This window comes from Isoptericola sp. MSGPD8_1_ISO-PGPR-S23-394 (genome assembly GCF_058072785.1).
In genome coordinates this window covers 3,077,212-3,093,397 of the sequence record NZ_CM176517.1, presented here as the reverse complement: position 1 = coordinate 3,093,397, position 16,186 = coordinate 3,077,212, and the positions used below count along the sequence as shown (strand labels likewise).

The 16,186-nt window shown below is 71.9% G+C and carries 19 protein-coding genes; 12 read left to right on the top strand and 7 right to left on the bottom strand.

All coding sequences use genetic code 11. The features are described 5' to 3' along the window. The first annotated feature begins 116 nt into the window (after positions 1-116). The gene (locus AC3RJ8_RS14215; RefSeq protein WP_003792170.1) at positions 117-215 is read left to right on the top strand and encodes a 30S ribosomal protein bS22; all 99 of its coding nucleotides are present in this window, start codon (positions 117-119) and stop codon (positions 213-215) included. A 76-nt stretch (positions 216-291) separates the two neighbouring features. On the opposite strand, the gene AC3RJ8_RS14210 is transcribed toward AC3RJ8_RS14215, so the two are convergent. Further along, a complete protein-coding gene (locus AC3RJ8_RS14210) occupies positions 292-1,107 on the bottom strand; it encodes an HAD family hydrolase (RefSeq protein WP_489713213.1) in 816 nt (271 codons plus the stop codon). Between the two features lie 35 nt (positions 1,108-1,142). Here AC3RJ8_RS14210 and AC3RJ8_RS14205 point away from each other — a divergent pair, with 35 nt between their 5' ends. Together AC3RJ8_RS14205 and AC3RJ8_RS14200 are read left to right on the top strand one after the other, a co-directional pair. Beyond that, on the top strand, positions 1,143-1,427 hold the full coding sequence (locus AC3RJ8_RS14205) for a glutaredoxin family protein (protein ID WP_407319067.1): 285 nt from the start codon (positions 1,143-1,145) through the stop codon (positions 1,425-1,427). Beyond that, the gene (locus tag AC3RJ8_RS14200; protein ID WP_489713212.1) at positions 1,424-2,116 is read left to right on the top strand and encodes a redox-sensing transcriptional repressor Rex; all 693 of its coding nucleotides are present in this window, start codon (positions 1,424-1,426) and stop codon (positions 2,114-2,116) included. Before AC3RJ8_RS14205 ends, AC3RJ8_RS14200 begins: the two co-directional genes overlap by 4 nt. A 165-nt stretch (positions 2,117-2,281) precedes the next feature. Here the strand turns inward: AC3RJ8_RS14200 and AC3RJ8_RS14195 are convergent, their stop codons facing one another. Continuing rightward, positions 2,282-2,833 (bottom strand): YceI family protein, encoded by a 552-nt coding sequence (locus AC3RJ8_RS14195; protein ID WP_489713211.1) that lies wholly within the window; start codon positions 2,831-2,833, stop codon positions 2,282-2,284. A gap of 203 nt (positions 2,834-3,036) precedes the next feature. Between AC3RJ8_RS14195 and AC3RJ8_RS14190 the strand changes: the two genes are divergently transcribed. Genes AC3RJ8_RS14190 through ccsB form a run of 5 tightly spaced genes read left to right on the top strand, consistent with a single transcriptional unit; the run spans position 3,037 to position 7,893 of the window. Beyond that, positions 3,037-3,681, top strand: a complete 645-nt coding sequence (locus AC3RJ8_RS14190; protein ID WP_489713210.1) for a histidine phosphatase family protein — start codon at positions 3,037-3,039, stop codon at positions 3,679-3,681. Beyond that, a complete protein-coding gene (locus AC3RJ8_RS14185; RefSeq protein ID WP_489713209.1) occupies positions 3,681-4,361 on the top strand; it encodes a TlpA family protein disulfide reductase in 681 nt (226 codons plus the stop codon). Before AC3RJ8_RS14190 ends, AC3RJ8_RS14185 begins: the two co-directional genes overlap by 1 nt. 3 nt (positions 4,362-4,364) lie before the next feature. Next, positions 4,365-5,183 (top strand): cytochrome c biogenesis CcdA family protein, encoded by an 819-nt coding sequence (locus AC3RJ8_RS14180; protein ID WP_489713208.1) that lies wholly within the window; start codon positions 4,365-4,367, stop codon positions 5,181-5,183. Further along, positions 5,183-6,934, top strand: a complete 1,752-nt coding sequence (gene resB / locus AC3RJ8_RS14175) for a cytochrome c biogenesis protein ResB (protein WP_489713207.1) — start codon at positions 5,183-5,185, stop codon at positions 6,932-6,934. The genes AC3RJ8_RS14180 and resB overlap by 1 nt, the downstream gene beginning before the upstream one ends. A 2-nt stretch (positions 6,935-6,936) precedes the next feature. Then, positions 6,937-7,893 carry a c-type cytochrome biogenesis protein CcsB gene (gene ccsB, locus AC3RJ8_RS14170; protein WP_489713206.1) on the top strand — a complete coding sequence of 319 codons (957 nt, stop codon included), beginning with the start codon at positions 6,937-6,939 and terminating at the stop codon, positions 7,891-7,893. A gap of 84 nt (positions 7,894-7,977) precedes the next feature. Here the strand turns inward: ccsB and AC3RJ8_RS14165 are convergent, their stop codons facing one another. Beyond that, complete coding sequence (locus AC3RJ8_RS14165) at positions 7,978-8,313, bottom strand: PLD nuclease N-terminal domain-containing protein (RefSeq protein WP_489713205.1); 336 nt, start codon at positions 8,311-8,313, stop codon at positions 7,978-7,980. A gap of 100 nt (positions 8,314-8,413) precedes the next feature. On the opposite strand from AC3RJ8_RS14165, the gene AC3RJ8_RS14160 reads away from it, so the two are divergent. Further along, the gene (locus AC3RJ8_RS14160) at positions 8,414-8,722 is read left to right on the top strand and encodes a DUF4229 domain-containing protein (RefSeq protein WP_489713204.1); all 309 of its coding nucleotides are present in this window, start codon (positions 8,414-8,416) and stop codon (positions 8,720-8,722) included. Positions 8,723-8,768: 46 nt separating this feature from the next. Here AC3RJ8_RS14160 and AC3RJ8_RS14155 read toward each other — a convergent pair whose 3' ends face one another. Both AC3RJ8_RS14155 and AC3RJ8_RS14150 read right to left on the bottom strand, forming a co-directional pair. After that, entirely contained in the window at positions 8,769-9,638 is an 870-nt protein-coding gene (locus tag AC3RJ8_RS14155) for a 1,4-dihydroxy-2-naphthoate polyprenyltransferase (protein ID WP_489713203.1), read from the bottom strand. 11 nt (positions 9,639-9,649) lie between these two features. After that, the gene (locus AC3RJ8_RS14150; RefSeq protein WP_489713202.1) at positions 9,650-10,897 is read right to left on the bottom strand and encodes an AMP-binding protein; all 1,248 of its coding nucleotides are present in this window, start codon (positions 10,895-10,897) and stop codon (positions 9,650-9,652) included. Positions 10,898-11,765: 868 nt separating this feature from the next. On the opposite strand from AC3RJ8_RS14150, the gene AC3RJ8_RS14145 reads away from it, so the two are divergent. Both AC3RJ8_RS14145 and AC3RJ8_RS14140 read left to right on the top strand, forming a co-directional pair. After that, positions 11,766-12,086, top strand: a complete 321-nt coding sequence (locus tag AC3RJ8_RS14145) for a MafI2 family immunity protein (protein WP_489713201.1) — start codon at positions 11,766-11,768, stop codon at positions 12,084-12,086. 553 nt (positions 12,087-12,639) lie between these two features. After that, positions 12,640-13,710: a DUF3048 domain-containing protein gene (locus tag AC3RJ8_RS14140; RefSeq protein ID WP_489713200.1), complete on the top strand. Its 1,071-nt coding sequence runs from the start codon at positions 12,640-12,642 to the stop codon at positions 13,708-13,710. A 31-nt stretch (positions 13,711-13,741) separates the two neighbouring features. On the opposite strand, the gene AC3RJ8_RS14135 is transcribed toward AC3RJ8_RS14140, so the two are convergent. Together AC3RJ8_RS14135 and AC3RJ8_RS14130 are read right to left on the bottom strand one after the other, a co-directional pair. Continuing rightward, complete coding sequence (locus AC3RJ8_RS14135; protein WP_489713199.1) at positions 13,742-14,719, bottom strand: 1,4-dihydroxy-2-naphthoyl-CoA synthase; 978 nt, start codon at positions 14,717-14,719, stop codon at positions 13,742-13,744. A gap of 310 nt (positions 14,720-15,029) precedes the next feature. Beyond that, on the bottom strand, positions 15,030-15,800 hold the full coding sequence (locus AC3RJ8_RS14130) for a SurA N-terminal domain-containing protein (RefSeq protein ID WP_489713198.1): 771 nt from the start codon (positions 15,798-15,800) through the stop codon (positions 15,030-15,032). A 196-nt stretch (positions 15,801-15,996) separates the two neighbouring features. Here AC3RJ8_RS14130 and AC3RJ8_RS14125 point away from each other — a divergent pair, with 196 nt between their 5' ends. After that, positions 15,997-16,179, top strand: coding sequence for a hypothetical protein (locus AC3RJ8_RS14125; protein ID WP_489713197.1), 183 nt, complete (start codon positions 15,997-15,999; stop codon positions 16,177-16,179). Positions 16,180-16,186: the final 7 nt, after the last annotated feature.

Sequence of the window (16,186 nt, the reverse complement as noted above, 5' to 3'; positions counted from 1 at the left end):
GGACTTTTTCGCGTTGGTCGGCAGTGCTTGGTCCTGGGGTTCGTGCACACGGACACCGGGCACAGGATCGTCGGGACCAACCGGCCTCCATCACCGATCAGCATTGTGAGGACCTCATGGGCTCCGTCATCAAGAAGCGTCGTAAGCGCATGGCGAAGAAGAAGCACCGCAAGCTGCTTCGCAAGACGCGCCACCAGCGCCGCAACAAGAAGTGACGCCGCGCCCGCCGATGGCGGGCCGCGCGCACCGAGCCCGGACCCCGTTCAGGGGTGCCGGGCTCTTTGCGTGCCCTCAGCGTCCCCGCAGCCGGCGGCGCACGCTGCGCTGGGCGGCACGCAGCACGAGGCCCAGGACCCAGGCGGCGCCGGCCCAGGACGCCGTGCGCATCCCGCGACCTGCGACCCGCTGGCTCCGTCCGCGGAACTCCCGGATCGGCCAGCCGACCTCCTTGGCGTGCCGGCGCAGGCGGGCGTCGGGGTTGATCGGGCAGGGGTGCCCGACCGACCGCATCATCGGCAGGTCGTTGAGCGAGTCGCCGTAGGCGAACGACGCGTCGAGGTCGAGGCCCTCGCGCTCGGCGAGCTCGCGGACGGCGGCCCCCTTGGCCTCGCCGTGCATGAGGTCGCCGACGAGGGCGCCGGTGTAGTAGCCCTCGGAGTGCTCGGCGATCGTGCCGAGGCAGCCGGTGGCGCCGAGCCGGCGCGCGATGAGGCCGCCGATCTCCACGGGCGTGGCGGTGACGAGCCAGACCTCGTCGCCGGCGGCGAGGTGCTCGTCGAGGAGGCGCTTGGTGCCGGGGAAGATGCGCAGCTCCAGCACGGTGTCGTACACCTCCTCGCCGACCGCGGTGATCTCGGCGACGGAGCGGCCGGCGATGAGGGACAGCGCTCGCGTGCGGACGGTCTCGATCTGGGAGCGCGACTCGCCGAAGACGAGGTACTTCGCCTGGATCCAGCCGAAGCGCAGCAGGTCCCGGGTCCCGAAGAACTTGCGCTGGTACAGCGCCCTGGCCAGGTGGAAGGCGCTGGCGCCCCGGATGATCGTGTTGTCGACGTCGAAGAAGGCTGCTGCCGTCGGTCCGACCGGGGGCGCAGCTTGAGACGACATGCCGCCCACTGTAGTAGCGCCGATACGCTGTGCTCGTGAGCAGGACCTCGACCCGACCAGACGCGTCCCGGGTGGTCGTGTACAGCAGGGCGGACTGCCACCTGTGCGACGAGGCACGGGCGGTGGTCGCCGCGGTGTGCGCCGAGATGGGCGAGACCTGGCAGGAGATCGACATCGACGCCGAGCCCGCTCTGGTGGAGCGGTACGGCGACTACGTGCCCGTCGTCGAGGTGGACGGCGTGCAGCAGGGGTTCTGGCGGATCGACGCGGCACGGTTGGCGCGGCGGCTGGCCCGGCCCCCGGGAGGGAAGAACACGTGATCGAGATCGGCGAGGTGACGGTGCCCGCGGCGACGGTGGCGCGGTTGCCGTACTACCTGCGCGCCCTGCGGGACCTGATGCGCGAGGGGGTGGCGACGACGTCGTCGTCCGATCTCGCGGACCGGTCGGGGGTGGGGTCGGCGCAGCTGCGCAAGGATCTGTCGTACCTGGGGTCGTTCGGCACGCGAGGGGTCGGGTACGACGTCGAGTCGTTGTCGTCGTACATCGCCGCCGCCCTGGGCCTGGGGTCCGAGCACCGGCTGGCGATCATCGGCGTCGGCAACCTGGGGCACGCGCTGGCGAACTACTCGGGGTACGCCGCGCGGGGGTTCCAGGTGGTGGCGCTCCTGGACGCGGACCCTGCCGTGGTCGGTGGCCGGGCGGCCGGGCTCGAGGTCGAGCACGTCGACGGCCTGGAGCGCATCGTGGTGGAGCGGCACGTGTCGATGGTCGTGCTCGCCACGCCGGGTCCCCCGGCGCAGGAGATCGCCGAGCGCGTGGTGGGCGCGGGGGTGCGCGAGATCCTGTCGTTCGCACCCGTCGCGCTCCACGTGCCCGACGACGTCGTGGTGCGCAGCGTGGACGTCGCGGGCGAGCTGCAGATCCTGGCTTTCCACGCCGCGGCCCGCCACGCCAACGGTGTGGCGGACGGCGCGGCGAGCCAGGCCGGTCGGGCGGCGGCGCGGTAGCGCGGTATCGCTCCGCCGGGTGTCGGGTCCCGTGCACGGTCGCGTTCACGGGCGCTGCGCGCCCTCCACTTCGGGTCTGACGACCGTGCACGGGACCCGACACCCGACTTCGCCCGCGTGGTGCAGCACCTCGCGCCTCGGGGGTGCTACACCACTGGGGAGAGGTCAGCTCTGGGCGATCGCGGAGATGTCGAGCGCGATCTTGACCTTGTCGCCCACGAGGAAGCCGCCGGTCTCGAGCGCGGCGTTCCACGTGAGGTCGAAGTCCTTGCGGTTGATCTCCAGCTCGGACTCGAACCCGGCGCGGTCGTTGCCGAAGGGGTCCTTCGCGGTGCCGGCGAACTCGGTCGGCAGGGCGACCGCCTTGGTGACACCGTTGATCGTGAGGTCGCCGGAGATGACGTAGTCGTCGCCCTCGTTGTCGATGCTCTTCGAGGCGAAGGACCACACGGGGTTCTCCTCGGCGTGCCAGAAGTCGGCGCTCTTGAGGTGGCCGTCGCGGTTCTCGTCGCCGGTGTTGACCGACGCGGCGTCGAGCTCGGCGGAGACCGAGGTGGACTCGAGGTCGTCGCCGACGGTGATCTCGCCGGCGGCGATGCCGATGGTGCCGCGGACCTTGGAGATGCCCGCGTGGCGGACGGAGAAGGACGCGGTGGAGTGCGCGGCGTCGATGACGTAGGTACCGGAGTTGAGACCTGCGGGCAGCGGCGTGGCCATGAGTGATGCTCCTTGTGAGTGGCTGTCGGGTGCGATGTGGTCGCCCCACCGGGCGATTCCATCGAAATGCATGAACCGTCGGTCGTCAACGGGTATTCCCGGACCGGGGGACCGGCGTCCACGACCGTGAGGCCCGTCACGGAGGGGCTGGGACGAGCCTGGACCGGACCTGAGGACGCCTCCGGTCTGGGACACTGGGGGCCATGGCCACCACCACCGTCCATCTCCTGCGGCACGGCGAGGTCCACAACCCTGACGGCGTCCTGTACGGGCGCATCGCCGGCTACCGCCTGTCCGACCGCGGCCAGCGGATGGCCGAGCGCGTCGCGGAGCACCTGTCCGACGGCGGCCGGGACGTCGTCGCCGTCGTCGCCAGCCCGCTGCAGCGTGCTCAGGAAACGGCTCGGCCGACCGCGTCGGTGTTCGGCGTCGAGCTCGCGACCGACGACCGGCTCCTCGAGGCCGGCAACAGCTTCGAGGGCACCACGATCGGCAAGCGTCCCGGACAGCTCGCGCACCCCCGGTACTGGAAGTATCTGTGGAACCCGCTGCGGCCGTCCTGGGGCGAGAGCTACGCCGCGCAGGTCGCCCGGATGCGGGCCGCCGTCGACGACGCGCGCCGCGCCTACGCCGGACACGAGGTCGTGCTGGTCAGCCACCAGCTCCCCGTCTGGGTGACGCGGCGGGCCTTCGAGGGGCGCCGGCTCGCGCACGACCCGCGTCGCCGCGAGTGCGCCCTCGCCTCCCTGACGTCCCTGACGTTCGACGACGACCGGTTCGCCGGTCTGCACTACTCCGAGCCTGCCGGTGACCTGATCGCCGGTGCCGACCCCGTGCCGGGCGCCTGATGCGCCGCGACACCCGGTCCCACGTCGGGGCGCTCGCCCTGGCGGCCTGCCTCGGGCTGCTCGCTGCGTGCGGGCCCGCCGACTCCGGGGCGGGCGACGTCGTCGGGCAGGGCTTCGTCTCCGGCGACGGCTCCGTCCAGCAGTGGGAACCCGACGAGCGCGGCGACGCCGTCGTCGTCGAGGGCACGTCGTTCGAGGGGGACGAGGTCTCCACCGCCGACTGGGGCGGCGACGTCGTCGTGCTCAACACCTGGTATGCGGGGTGCGCGCCCTGCCGCGCCGAGGCTCCCGACCTGGTGGCGCTCGCCGAGGACCGCGCGGACGACGGCGTGCACCTGCTCGGCATCAACACCGAGGACGACGCCGGCACCGCCCTGGCCTTCCAGCGCACGTTCGACGTGGGCTACCCGTCGATCGAGGACCGCAGCGGACAGGTGGTCGCCGGGTTGTCCGGCGTCGTGCCGCTGCAGGCCGTCCCGTCCACCGTGGTGCTCGACGGCGAGGGACGCGTCGCCGCGCGCGTCGTCGGACAGGTCGCCGGCTCCACCCTCGACGGGATCGTCGACGACGTGCTCTCCGAGGACGGCGGAGACGTCGCGCAGGGTGAGGGCCGAGGGACGAGGCACTCGGCCGGAGCAGAGGCGCAGGTGTCCGCGGTGACCAGTTCCGAGGACGGCTGACCCATGGGTGAGGTCTTCGCGACGACGGCGGTCAGCGGCTCCCTGCTGCTGGCGGTGCTCGTCGCGCTGCTCGCCGGCCTGGTGTCGTTCGCCTCGCCGTGCGTCCTGCCGCTGGTGCCCGGGTACGTGGGGTACGTCGGTGGTCTCGCCGCGGCCCACGCGGGGCCGGCGCGTCCCGCGGGCTCGTCGGGCACGGCGGAGCCGGCCGGAGCGACGACGACGACGGCACCGCCGCGCGCTCCCGGCCGCGGCCGCGTCCTGCTCGGGGTCTCGCTCTTCGTGCTCGGCTTCACGGCGGTGTTCGTTGCCCTCATGGCCGCCGCAGGGGCCGTGGGCGCCTACCTGGTGCGCTACGAGGACGTGCTCGTCCGGGTGCTGGGCGTCGTCGTGATCCTCATGGGGGTCGCGTTCCTCGGCGGCATCGGGTTCCTGCAGCGGGAACGGCGGCTGCACGTCAGCCCTCGCGCGGGCCTGTGGGGCGCGCCGCTGCTCGGCGTGGTGTTCGGGCTCGGCTGGACCCCGTGCCTCGGACCTACGCTCGCCGCCGTGCAGTCCCTCGCCCTCAACGAGGCGTCGGCCGGGCGAGGCGTGGTCCTCGGGATCGCGTACTGCGTCGGGCTCGGCGTGCCGTTCCTCCTGGTCGCCCTCGGTCTGCAGTCCTCCCAGCGCATGCTCGGGTTCCTGCGCCGGCACCGGCTCGCGATCATGCGGCTCGGCGGCGGGCTGCTCGTCGCCATCGGGCTGGCCATGGTCACCGGCCTGTGGGGCTCGCTGACGAGCGTCCTGCAGAGCTGGATCAGCGGATACACGACGGTGGTGTGATGAGCGGTCGCAGCTATCGTCCCGAGGGGATCGCGGACGAGTTCACCCAGGGCGCCCGCGGCGGCGAGGCGACCGACGCCGAGGCCGGGCCGCCGGCCGGTGCGCCGCCGTCGGGCACCGCGCGGGCACCCAGGATCGGATGGCGCGGCATGCTGCGTTGGACCTGGCGCCAGCTCACGAGCATGCGCGTGGCGCTCATGCTCCTCATGCTCCTCGCCGTGGCCGCGGTGCCGGGGTCGATCCTGCCGCAGCGCAGCCAGGACCCCGCGGCCGTCCTCGAGTACCTGGGCGACTACCCCACGTCCGGGGAGTGGCTCGACAAGTTCGGGTTCTTCGACGTCTACTCGTCGGCCTGGTTCTCGGCGATCTACCTGCTGCTGTTCGTCTCGCTGGTGGGCTGCATCGTGCCGCGCACGATCGCGCACGCCAAGGCGCTGCGGAACCGGCCCCCGCGCACGCCGGCGCGGTTCGCCCGGTTCCCCGCCCAGGCGTCCGGGACGACGTCCGCGTCGCCGCAGGAGGTGACCGACGCCGTCGCGCAGCACCTGCGCGGCCGGTCGCGGTGGCTCCCGACGTTCCGCGTGGACACGGCGGACGAGGAGGCGCGCGCGGCGCGCGGCCGGGTGCCCGCCCGGCCGGCGGCCCGCACCGTGGCCGCCGAGCGTGGCTACCTGCGAGAGAGCGGCAACCTGCTGTTCCACCTGGCGCTGCTCGGCCTCGTCGTCGCCGTCGGCGTCGGACAGCTGATGCACTACCGCGGTCAGGCGATCATCACCGAGGGGCGCGGGTTCGCCAACGCCGTCGTCGACTACGACACGTTCGAGAGCGGTGCCTGGTTCCAGCCCGAGTCGCTCGTCCCGTTCTCCATGACGCTGGACGAGTTCACGTCGGAGTTCGCGACCGACGGCGCGGCGTTCGCCCAGTCGCGGGACTTCACGGCCTCGGTGACGGTGACGGAGCCGGACGGCTCGGCGTCCGAGGAGACCATCAAGGTCAACCACCCGCTGGTGATCGACGGGTCCAAGATCTACCTGCAGGGCAACGGCTACGCCCCGGAGATCACGGTGGAGGACGCCGAGGGCGAGGTCGCGTTCTCCGGACGGGTGCCGTTCATCCCGGAGGACCAGCTCTACACCTCGCGCGGCGTCGTCAAGGTCCCGGACGTCTCGGGCGGGCTCGACCAGGTGGGGCTCATCGGCTACTTCCTGCCGACGGCGGTCATCGACCCCGACGGCTCGGCCCGCTCCGTCTTCCCCTCGCCGGAGGACCCGCTGCTCGTGCTCGAGGTGTACCGCGGCGACCTCGGCCTGGACGACGGCGTGCCGCAGAACGTGTACCGCCTCGACACCGAGAACCTCACGGCCTCCGTGGACGAGGACGGCGAGCGGGTCACCCTCCTGCTCGAACCGGGGGACAGCGTCGAGCTGCCCGACGGTCTCGGGACCGTCATGCTCGGCGAGGACGTCCCGCGGTACGTCGCCCTGGACCTGCGCCACGACCCCTCCCTGGGCTGGGTGCTGGGCTTCTCCCTGGCCGCTCTCGTCGGCCTGACCGGCTCGTTGTTCCTGCCGCGCCGCCGCGTCTGGGTGCGATCCTGGGTGCACGACGGTGTCACGCACGTCGAGGTCGCGGGCCTGGCCCGCGGGGACGACCTCGGCTTGCAGCCGGAGGTGGACCGCACGCTGGCCGCGGTCCCCGAGCTCGATCCTTCGCTCGATCCCGTACCGACGCACGACCTTGAGAGAGGCTGACCATGGAGATCGCCGAGCTGAGCGACCTGCTCGTCTGGGCTGCCGCGACCGCGCTGGCCGTCGCGATGATCGCGTTCGCCGTCGACCTGGGCCGGCGCACCGACGAGCGCGTCGGCGCCCGCACGCAGGAGCGAGCGGTCGTCGGTGCCGGGCCGACGACGAGCGTGACCGCCGGCGCACCGGTCGGGGCCGAGCCGCGCCGTCGGGCCGCCGGGATCGCGATGTCCACCACCTGGCTGGCGACGGCGATGCTGCTGGCCGCGATCGTCCTGCGCGGGCTCGCCGCGGGGCGGGCGCCGTGGGCCAACATGTACGAGTTCACGATGGTCGGCTCGTTCATCGCGCTCGCCGTGTTCCTCGTGCTCAACCTGCGTCGCGACGTGCGGTTCCTCGGGGCGTTCGTCACCGGGCTCGCCGCCCTCTTCCTCGTGGTCGGCCTCAACTCGTTCCACGTCGCCGCGACCGGTGTGCAGCCGGCGCTGCAGAACTACTGGCTGGTGCTGCACGTCGGTGTCGCCATCGTGGCGACCGGCATCTTCACCGTCTCGTTCGTGATGTCGGCGCTGCAGCTCCTGCGCGACTCCCGCGATGCCGGCAGCCCGTTCCTCACCCGGCCGGGCTTCCGGTGGCTGGACCGCACCCCGGGCCCGACCGCCCTGGAGTCGATGTCGTTCCGGCTCAACGCGGTCGGGTTCGTGCTGTGGACCTTCACGATCATCGGCGGCGCGATCTGGGCGGAGGACGCCTGGGGCCGCTACTGGGGCTGGGACCCCAAGGAGGTCTGGAGCTTCGTCATCTGGGTCGTCTACGCGGCCTACCTGCACGCACGCACGACGCGGGGCTGGTCGGGGCGCCGGGCGGCGTGGTTCGTCGTGGTCGGCTACGCCTGCGTGCTGTTCAACTTCACCGGCGTGAACCTGATCTTCAACGGCAAGCACTCATACTCCGGCATCAGCTGAACCGAACCGCGAGGTAGCGCAGGCCCCCGCGAGGTGGCGCTCACGGACCGCGAGGTAGCGCGCGCCACCTCGCGGGACCGGGCGTCAGCTCGCGTCGTCGCCGCCCTCGCGGCGCTGCTGGCGGCGCTTCTCCTGCTCCAGCCGCCACAGGAAGTCCGGGTCGTCGTCCGGGGCCACCGGGCCGGACGGCCGGCGCGGACCCCGGCCGGGTCGAGCCCCGCGTCCGCCGGATCCGCCGCGGCGTCGCGACTGCTTGGTGGCGATCCAGGTGATCGGGCCGAAGATCGGCAGCAGGACGATGATGACGACCCACAACCACTTCGGCAGGCCGGCACGATCCTCCTCCTCGGACGCGGAGAGGTCGGCGAGGCTGTACACCAGCAGGCCGACGACGGCGAGGCCGACCAGGACGCGGAACATTCCTCCAGCCTAGTTCGCCCACGGACCGGCGCCGAATCGCGGCTGGTCCGGGCGGGACCGCCCGGACCAGCGACCGGGGTGCCGGACGTATCCTGGGACGGTGCCTCTCGTGATCTACACCCTGCTCCGCGTGCTGCTGTTCGCCGTCGCGCTCGGCGTCGGCTACCTGGTCGGACTGCGGAGCTGGCTCCTGGTGCTGGTGGCCGTCGTCGTCGCGTTCGCGGTGTCCTACCTGGTGCTGCCGAAGCAGAAGGACGCGGCCGCGCGCTGGCTCGCCGAGCGTGCCGAGCGTCGTCGCGCCGGCCAGGAGGGGCTGGGCCGGATCATCGACGAGGACGCCGCCGCGGAGGACTGGGACGACGATCCCGGCCGCACCGACGCGCCGAACAGGAACCTGGGCCCGCAATAGCGGCCCGTTCCGGGCCCAGCTTCCTGGTCGACGTCGGGAGGCGGGACTACAGCGCCAGGCCGAGCCCGAGCAGTACACCGTAGGCGAGCTCGAACATCCCCGTGCCGGCGAGCACCGGGACCAGCGCCCTGCCGCGTGCGCCGGCGAGCACCGGGACGGCGAGCAGCGCGGCGGGCAGCAGGAGCAGGGCGACGAGGAACGCCCACGGGTTCCAGGCCGCGCAGGCGAGCCCGAGGAGCACCGGCAGCACCACCCACAGCGCGTACAGCCGCCGGGCCCGGTGGTCGCCGAGGCGCACCGCCAGCGTCCGCTTGCCGGCCACCACGTCGGTGGGGATGTCCCGGATGTTGTTGACCATCAGCAGGGCGCAGGCGATGAGCCCCACCCCGACGGCGCCCAGCACCGCGGGCCAGGTGAGCCGGTCCGCCTGGGTGTACGTCGTGCCGAGGGCGGCCACCAGCCCGAAGAACACGAACACGCCGACCTCGCCGAGACCCGCGTACCCGTACGGCCGCTTGCCACCCGTGTAGTACCACCCGGCGAGCATGCTCACCGCGCCGACGGCGATCAGCCACCAGTGCCCGCTCACCGCGCACAGCGCCAGCCCGAGCACCCCCGCGACGCCGAACGCGCCGAACGCGGCGGCCTTGACCTGCCCCGGCCGCGCGATACCGGAGGCGGTGAGTCGCAGCGGGCCCACCCGGTCCAGGTCGGTGCCACGGACGCCGTCGGAGTAGTCGTTCGCGTAGTTGACGCCGACCTGCAGCGCGAGGGCGACGCCCAGCGCGAGCACGGCGGCCAGCCAGTCGAAGGCGTCGACCTGGGCGGCGGCACCGGTGCCGATCGCCACCGGTGCGGCGGCGGCGGGCAGGGTCCGGGGGCGCGCTCCGGCGACCCAGTCGGCCGTGGTGGCCATGCGTGCTCCTCTCAGTCGCGCGCCGTACGGGCGCGCACCAGGTCGACGACGGCGGCACGGTCGACCTTGCCGGGACCGCGCAGCGGCAGGGCGGCCACCCGCAGGATGCGGCGGGGCGCGGCGGCCGGGCCGAGTCTATCCGCGACGGTGGACCGCACCCGGGCCAGCTCGGCCTCCTCCCACGCGCCAGCCCCTGTGGGTGCACGACGCGCCGCTGCGCCGGGCGTCTCGACGGCGTGTCGTGCACCCACAGGGTCGGAGAGTACGGCCACGAGCTCCTGACCCCACTCCTCGTGGGGCACGCCGACGACGCACACCTCGGCGCCGAGCAGCTCGCCGAGCACGGACTCCACGGCCGCGGGGGCGACGTTCACCCCGCCGGTGACCACGACGTCGTCGGCGCGGCCGAGCACGCGCAGCACCCCGTCGGTCAGCGTGCCGAGGTCGCTGGTGCGGAACCAGCGCCCGTCCGCGTCGTCGTGGAACGCCGCAGCCGTGGCGTCGTCGTCACCGAGGTAGCCGGCAGCCAGCGTCGGCCCCGTGAGCTCCACCACCCCCACCGAGCTGTCAGAACGAGCAGTCGGTCTACCCCGACCGCGTTCTGACACCTCGGAGGGGGGAGCGAGCCGGGCCCGTACGCCCGGCAGCGGCACACCGTCGTACACGCACCCGCCGGCGGTCTCCGACATGCCGTAGGTGCGGACGGCCGGCACGCCGGCGTCCCGGGCGCGGTCCAGCAGCAAGGGCGGTGTCGCGGCCCCGCCGAGCAGCACCGCACCACAGCGGGCCAGCGCCTCCAGCGCGGCCGGTGCACCGCCGTCGGCGGCCTCGACCACGCGGTGCAGCTGCGTCGGCACGAGGGAGACGTGCACGGGGTCGCCGGTGGCCAGCGGGGCGGCGAGCAGGTCGGCGAGCCCCGCGGGCGTGAAGCGGCCCTCGGGGGCGACGGTCAACGGGGTGCCGGCCAGCAGCGCGCGGACGATCACCTGCATCCCGGCGACGTGCGTGGGGGGCAGGGTCAGCACCCAGCGACCGGCGGCACCGAGGCGCTCGCGGGTCGCGGCGGCGGAGGCGCGCAGCGCCGCGGCGGTCAGGGCGACCTCGCGCGGCGCTCCCGTCGAGCCGGACGTGCGCACCACCAACGCGGTGCCCGACGGCGGTGCCTGCGCCGTGAGGCGGGGCAGCGGCGCGACGGGTGGGCCGCCGTCCAGCGCACGGCGCATGTCGTCGACGAGCGCGGCCAGGTCGGGAGTGCTCACCGGCTCACGATAGGCCGCCGGGCCGCTGCCCATCTGGTCCACCCGCACAGCACGCCCGAGCGGTCTCTGGCGGGCCTGCCTGCTCCGGCGAGTTCAGGTTCCTGCCAGTGCAGGTTGTGCTGGGCACGGAATTCTGGATAAGTTCTTGCCCATTCGTCGGACGGAGGTGTCCACGATGAGTAGCACAATGGGGTGATCGCAAGTCAATGACTAGAACTGTTCCACGCACCAGTATATTTGCCTTATTCTGGCCGTCGGTCTGGGGTGTACCCATTTTCGGCTCGCTGCTCGCGGTGCTTGACATGATGGGGAAACTCGAGCTTGGCGGTCTTGTTGTGTTCCTGTATGTCGCAAGTTCTTGGTGTTTTCCGTTGGGTCTCGTGTGCCTCTTGGATCGAAAGTGGGCGTAGGCATCGCGGCGACACGAACGCAGCTTGGCGTGGGATTCTTGCTCGCCACCTCGGCGATCATCACGGTTGTCGGAGGCGTGCTCATATGGACGGTTGCTTCCTGGCTTTGGTTTGTCTTCTTGCCGGCACTGTTCGGAGTGTCGTTCGAGGTGTCGCGACGAGTGCTTGCGCGAATGTACTTGAAGGACGGTAGTGCGTGGCGAATGGGGGTTGTTCGCTAGTTCGGACCGTGGAAGTAGGAGTAGCGGTTGAGGGCTCTTGGGGGCCTGCTCCGGTTTCACGGGCAGGTGAGGTTGGTCGATCATGCCGCGTCCCGGCCCGCGGCACCCGGTGCGGGCGGGAGTGAACGATGTATATCCGAATTCGTCCGGCGGGCCACATCTCGCCACAGTTGAGGTCCTGCATTACATCAAGAGTTGGCGTTCATGTAGTCCCGAGTCGAGCGAGGAGATGCGTTGATGGAGAGCCTGGACTTCAGGATTCGAGCGCTCCTATCCATTCAGAGGTCTCTGTGGGATCTGGTTACGCCCAATCTTCGCGCCGTCGCTCTTGCCGTCGACAGGGATGTCCCGAAGATATCAGCACGGTTCGTGTTCGCGGAGGGTCCTTCCAGCGAAGATGTTCTGGACACTTCGGAGGCAGAGGCGTATACGATTGCAGATTTCGGGCCCGACATGTCGGTCAAGTTTGTTGCTGTTCAGTGCCCGACGGCGACGCCGCGCGAGGTGCTGCCGGGTGAGGAATGGGTATACCTTCGCAAGGAGGTGGCTGCACAGTAGGGGCCTGCTGGGCGGTGCCTTCTGCGAGGAGCCGCGCCTGGCGTGCCTGCCGGCCCGCTACGGACGCCTCGTGCACGGCTTGGGTCAGGCGCAGGAGCTGGCGGGCCAGGACCGCCTGGGCGACGCGGCCTCGGTCGCCGTGGGCTGCGCTGGCTAGCGGCATCGCGGCTCCCGAGAGTGCGGCCGCACCGGCCTTGGCCGGCCGCGGGGCGCCGGTAGGTCTGCGCCGAGCGCGACAGCGTCTCGGACGCCGCAGCGAAGTCTCTGGTGGTCTCCTTGGTGGCGTTCGACCACGCCGCCAGGGCGCTGGCCGTCTGGCGTGCGACCGAGGACCGCGTGGCGCGGTCCTCGACCGGGCCCGAGCGCAGCCTGTTCACCAGGGCCAGGTGACACTCAGTGCTTGGGATGCGACGGGCTGCGCCGACAAGGTCGGTGCTCACCGGACTCACGATAGGCCGCGCCGGGAGCGCGGCGTCGGGCGGACGGCCAGGCTCCGCTCGTCGGCCTGCACCGTCACGTACCGTGTGCGGCAGAACACACCGTTGGAGGACTGATGACCGCACGGTTGACGCGGCTGGCGGCGCCCGGCGCGCTCCTCGGGACCGCCCTGCTCCTGGCCGCCTGCAGCGCGGAGGAACCGGCCCCCGCGCCGACGACGACCGTCCCGGCTGCCGTCGACGGCGCCCAGAAGGCGTCGCCACCCACGCCGGAGGTGCCGACGGTGTGGCCGCTGACCGGCGTCGAGGCGGACGAGGTCGCGGACCGCCCGGCGCTGGCGATCAAGATCGAGAACTCGCGCGAGGCGCGGCCGCAGACCGGGCTGACCCAGGCCGACATCGTCTGGGAGGAGGTCGTCGAGGGCGGCATCACCCGCTACGTGGCGGTGTACCACTCGAGCATCCCGGAGACCGTGGAGCCGGTGCGCTCGGTGCGGCCGATGGACCCGGCGATCGTCGCCCCGCTGGACGGCATCCTCGCCTACTCCGGCGCCCAGCCACCGTTCATCGACGCGGTGAACGACGCCGGCACGCAGTCGGTGATCATGGACGCCGGTGATGCCGGGTTCAGCCGTGACCCGAACCGGTACGCCCCGCACAACGTGATCGGCGACCCGGAAGCCTTCTTGGCCCAGGCCGACGGCGAGCGGACGGTCCCGCCGCCGGAGCAGTTCGTGTTCGCGGACGAGCCGGGCGAGAGCACCGCGGAGACCGACGGGAAGCCGGCCGCCGGTCTGGAGGTCGTCATGTCCCGCATGCAGACCACCGGGTGGGCGTGGGACGAGGACTCGGAGACCTGGCTGCGCAGCGAGGGCACCAGCGCGTCGATGTCGACGTCGGGGGACCAGCACGCGGCGACCAACGTGGTCGTGCTCGAGACGGAGGTCGTCGACACCTCCTACAAGGACCCGTCCGGCGCGGCGGTGCCCGAGACGAAGCTCGTCGACTCCTCCGGTTCCGGTGTGGTGGCGAGCGCGGGCAGCGCGATCAAGGTCAAGTGGTCCAAGGGCGCGCTCGGCGACCCGATCGAGCTGACGGCCGGCGGCGAGGCGGTCGAGCTGGAGCCGGGCAGCACGTGGATCGGTCTGCTGCCGCAGGCCACGGGGTCGTACGCGGTCTCGCGGTGAACCGCCGGCGGCGTCGCCACGCGGGGGGCCGTCAGTAGGCGTACGGGAAGCCCGACCAGTCGGGGTCGCGCTTGGCGAGGAACGCGTCGCGACCCTCGACGGCCTCGTCCGTCATGTACGCCAGGCGGGTCGCCTCCCCGGCGAACACCTGCTGGCCCATGAGCCCGTCGTCGGCGAGGTTGAACGCGAACTTCAGCATCCGGACGGCCTGCGGCGACTTCCCGGCGATGGTCCGGGCGTACTCCACCGCGAGGTCCTCCAGCCCTTCGTGGTCGGCGACCTCGTTGACGCCGCCCCAGCTCTCGGCGTCGTCCGCCGAGTACTCCCGGGCGAGGAAGAAGATCTCCCGCGCCCGCTTCTGCCCGACCTGGCGCGCCAGGTAGGCGGACCCGTACCCGCCGTCGAACGACCCGACGTCGGCGTCCGTCTGCTTGAACTTCCCGTGCTGGCGGCACGCGATCGACAGGTCGGCCACCACGTGCAGCGAGTGCCCGCCCCCGGCGGCCCAGCCGTCGACGACGGCGATCACCACCTTGGGCATGGTGCGGATGAGGCGCTGCACCTCCAGGATGTGCAGCCGCCCGGCGCGGGCCGGGTCCACGGCGTCGGCCTCGTCACCGAGGCGGCCCGCGTCGTCGGGCGTCGTGTACTGGTAGCCGGAGCGCCCCCGGATGCGCTGGTCCCCGCCGGAGCAGAAAGCCCACCCGCCATCCTTGGGGGACGGCCCGTTGCCGGTGAGGAGCACGGTCCCGACGTCGGACGTCATGCGTGCGTGGTCGAGCACCCGGTACAGCTCGTCGACGGTGTGCGGGCGGAATGCGTTGCGCACCTCGGGACGGTCGAACGCGACCCGGACGACCGGCAGGTCGCGCACGACGGCGCCCCCTGTGTCGCGCTCCACGCCCCGGTGGTACGTGAGGTCCGTCAGGTCGTCGAACCCGGCGACCGTGCGCCAGCGGGCGGCGTCGAACGTCTCGGAGACGGGTGCGGGGAGGTCGCTGTTGCTCACGCGAGCCAGCGTAGTGCGCTCCACGGGCTGTCGGCCGCTCCGGTCCCTGTCTGCAGAGTGACGTCCAGAACCTCTGCAGAAGGCAGCCTGGATGGCCTGCAAGCACGCCGCGAGTGCTGTCTACCTCCAGAACGACGACGCCGCGCGCGGCCCTCGACGGAGATCCACGGCTCGTCATGGCCGGCGCGACACCGCATCTCCTGGACGAATGGCAGAGTCGAGCGGTGCGATGTCGTTGCGAGCACTGCTCCACGGTCGTCGTCCCTCTGGGAATGCTCGGTGTCTGACCTGCCTGCCCACAGGGTCCGCCTCACAGGTGGATGGTCACGTCACCCTCGTCACGGAGCGTGGCCACGATCTTGTCGACCGCCGCGCTCTGCTGCTCGCCCATCGCCTGCTGGGCCAGCTGGTCGCGGACGTCCTCGAAGGGCGGGATCTCGGCCTGCGAGGCACCGTCGCCACCCTGGGACTCCATCTGCCCGACGATCGTGTCGTACTGCTCGCGCAGCTCGTCCTCGCTCGGTTCCTCGACGTCCGCCTCGGCCTCGATGTAGGCGTTGACCTCGAACTGCGAGGCCGCGTCCGAACGCACCTCGTCCTCCGAGATGCCCTGCTCGCCGAGAGCGGCGATCACCTCGTCCGCGGACTGCATCCCGTTCTGCGTCGCGATGCCGTCGAGTGTGGTCTGGACGTCCTCCTCGGTCGCCTCGATGCCGGACTGGTCGGCCGCCTGCGTCAGCAGCCGGTTGCCCACCAGCTGCTCGACGACCTGCTTCTTGAGGGTGTCCTGGTCGACCTCCTGGCCGGTGCTCTGCTGGGACATCGCCGCCTGCTGCAGCTGACCCTCGTAGGTGGTGACGAACTCCTCACGCTCGACCTTCTCGCCGTTGACCTCGGCGACGACGTCGGGCACGTCCTCCAGGTCGGCCTCGGGCACGCCGGCGCCGGTCTCGGGCGCCCCGGCGCTCGGGCTGGCGCTCGGGCTGCTCTCAGGATTCTGGTCGTCGGTCTCGGACGTGCAGCCGGCGAGCGCGACGACCGCGGCCACGGAGAGCGCGACGAGCGGGCGCTTGATCGACATGGTCACTCCTCGTGATGGGTGCTGGTCGACCGACCGTAGTCACACGAACCTGGGAGCGGGTCGACCGGATGATCAGGTCCCGTTCAGGAACGGGGCGGGGCGCGGCGCCCTCGGCACTCCAAGCTCTTGCAGGGCGTGCCGAGCATCCGCGCGCGTCGTCCTGAAGATCTGCACATGCGGGAGGCACCATGGAGGCATGAACACGATGCCACCTCGAGACACCGAGGTCGCCGACCCGGACGAGGTCGTCGACGAGCTCATCGCCTACGACGCCGCCTCCTTGCGCCGTGCGACCGCCGCCACGCAGTCGGTCCCGGTGACGACGGCGCGCGGGAACCGCTGGACGTACCGCACGCCGCCCGAGGAGTTCACGGACTGACGGAGGG

What these genes read in the sequence shown, in the direction of transcription:
- AC3RJ8_RS14155 (WP_489713203.1), bottom strand. Translation starts at nt 9,638, where the DNA reads ATGGCCACCACGGCCGACTGGGTCGCCGGAGCGCGCCCCCGGACCCTG.
- AC3RJ8_RS14130 (WP_489713198.1), bottom strand. Translation starts at nt 15,800, where the DNA reads ATGTCGATCAAGCGCCCGCTCGTCGCGCTCTCCGTGGCCGCGGTCGTC.
- AC3RJ8_RS14145 (WP_489713201.1), top strand. Translation starts at nt 11,766, where the DNA reads ATGGAGAGCCTGGACTTCAGGATTCGAGCGCTCCTATCCATTCAGAGG.
- resB (WP_489713207.1), top strand. Translation starts at nt 5,183, where the DNA reads ATGAGCGGTCGCAGCTATCGTCCCGAGGGGATCGCGGACGAGTTCACC.
- AC3RJ8_RS14195 (WP_489713211.1), bottom strand. Translation starts at nt 2,833, where the DNA reads ATGGCCACGCCGCTGCCCGCAGGTCTCAACTCCGGTACCTACGTCATC.
- ccsB (WP_489713206.1), top strand. Translation starts at nt 6,937, where the DNA reads ATGGAGATCGCCGAGCTGAGCGACCTGCTCGTCTGGGCTGCCGCGACC.
- AC3RJ8_RS14190 (WP_489713210.1), top strand. Translation starts at nt 3,037, where the DNA reads ATGGCCACCACCACCGTCCATCTCCTGCGGCACGGCGAGGTCCACAAC.
- AC3RJ8_RS14180 (WP_489713208.1), top strand. Translation starts at nt 4,365, where the DNA reads ATGGGTGAGGTCTTCGCGACGACGGCGGTCAGCGGCTCCCTGCTGCTG.
- AC3RJ8_RS14140 (WP_489713200.1), top strand. Translation starts at nt 12,640, where the DNA reads ATGACCGCACGGTTGACGCGGCTGGCGGCGCCCGGCGCGCTCCTCGGG.
- AC3RJ8_RS14125 (WP_489713197.1), top strand. Translation starts at nt 15,997, where the DNA reads ATGAACACGATGCCACCTCGAGACACCGAGGTCGCCGACCCGGACGAG.
- AC3RJ8_RS14215 (WP_003792170.1), top strand. Translation starts at nt 117, where the DNA reads ATGGGCTCCGTCATCAAGAAGCGTCGTAAGCGCATGGCGAAGAAGAAG.
- AC3RJ8_RS14165 (WP_489713205.1), bottom strand. Translation starts at nt 8,313, where the DNA reads ATGTTCCGCGTCCTGGTCGGCCTCGCCGTCGTCGGCCTGCTGGTGTAC.
- AC3RJ8_RS14185 (WP_489713209.1), top strand. Translation starts at nt 3,681, where the DNA reads ATGCGCCGCGACACCCGGTCCCACGTCGGGGCGCTCGCCCTGGCGGCC.
- AC3RJ8_RS14210 (WP_489713213.1), bottom strand. Translation starts at nt 1,107, where the DNA reads ATGTCGTCTCAAGCTGCGCCCCCGGTCGGACCGACGGCAGCAGCCTTC.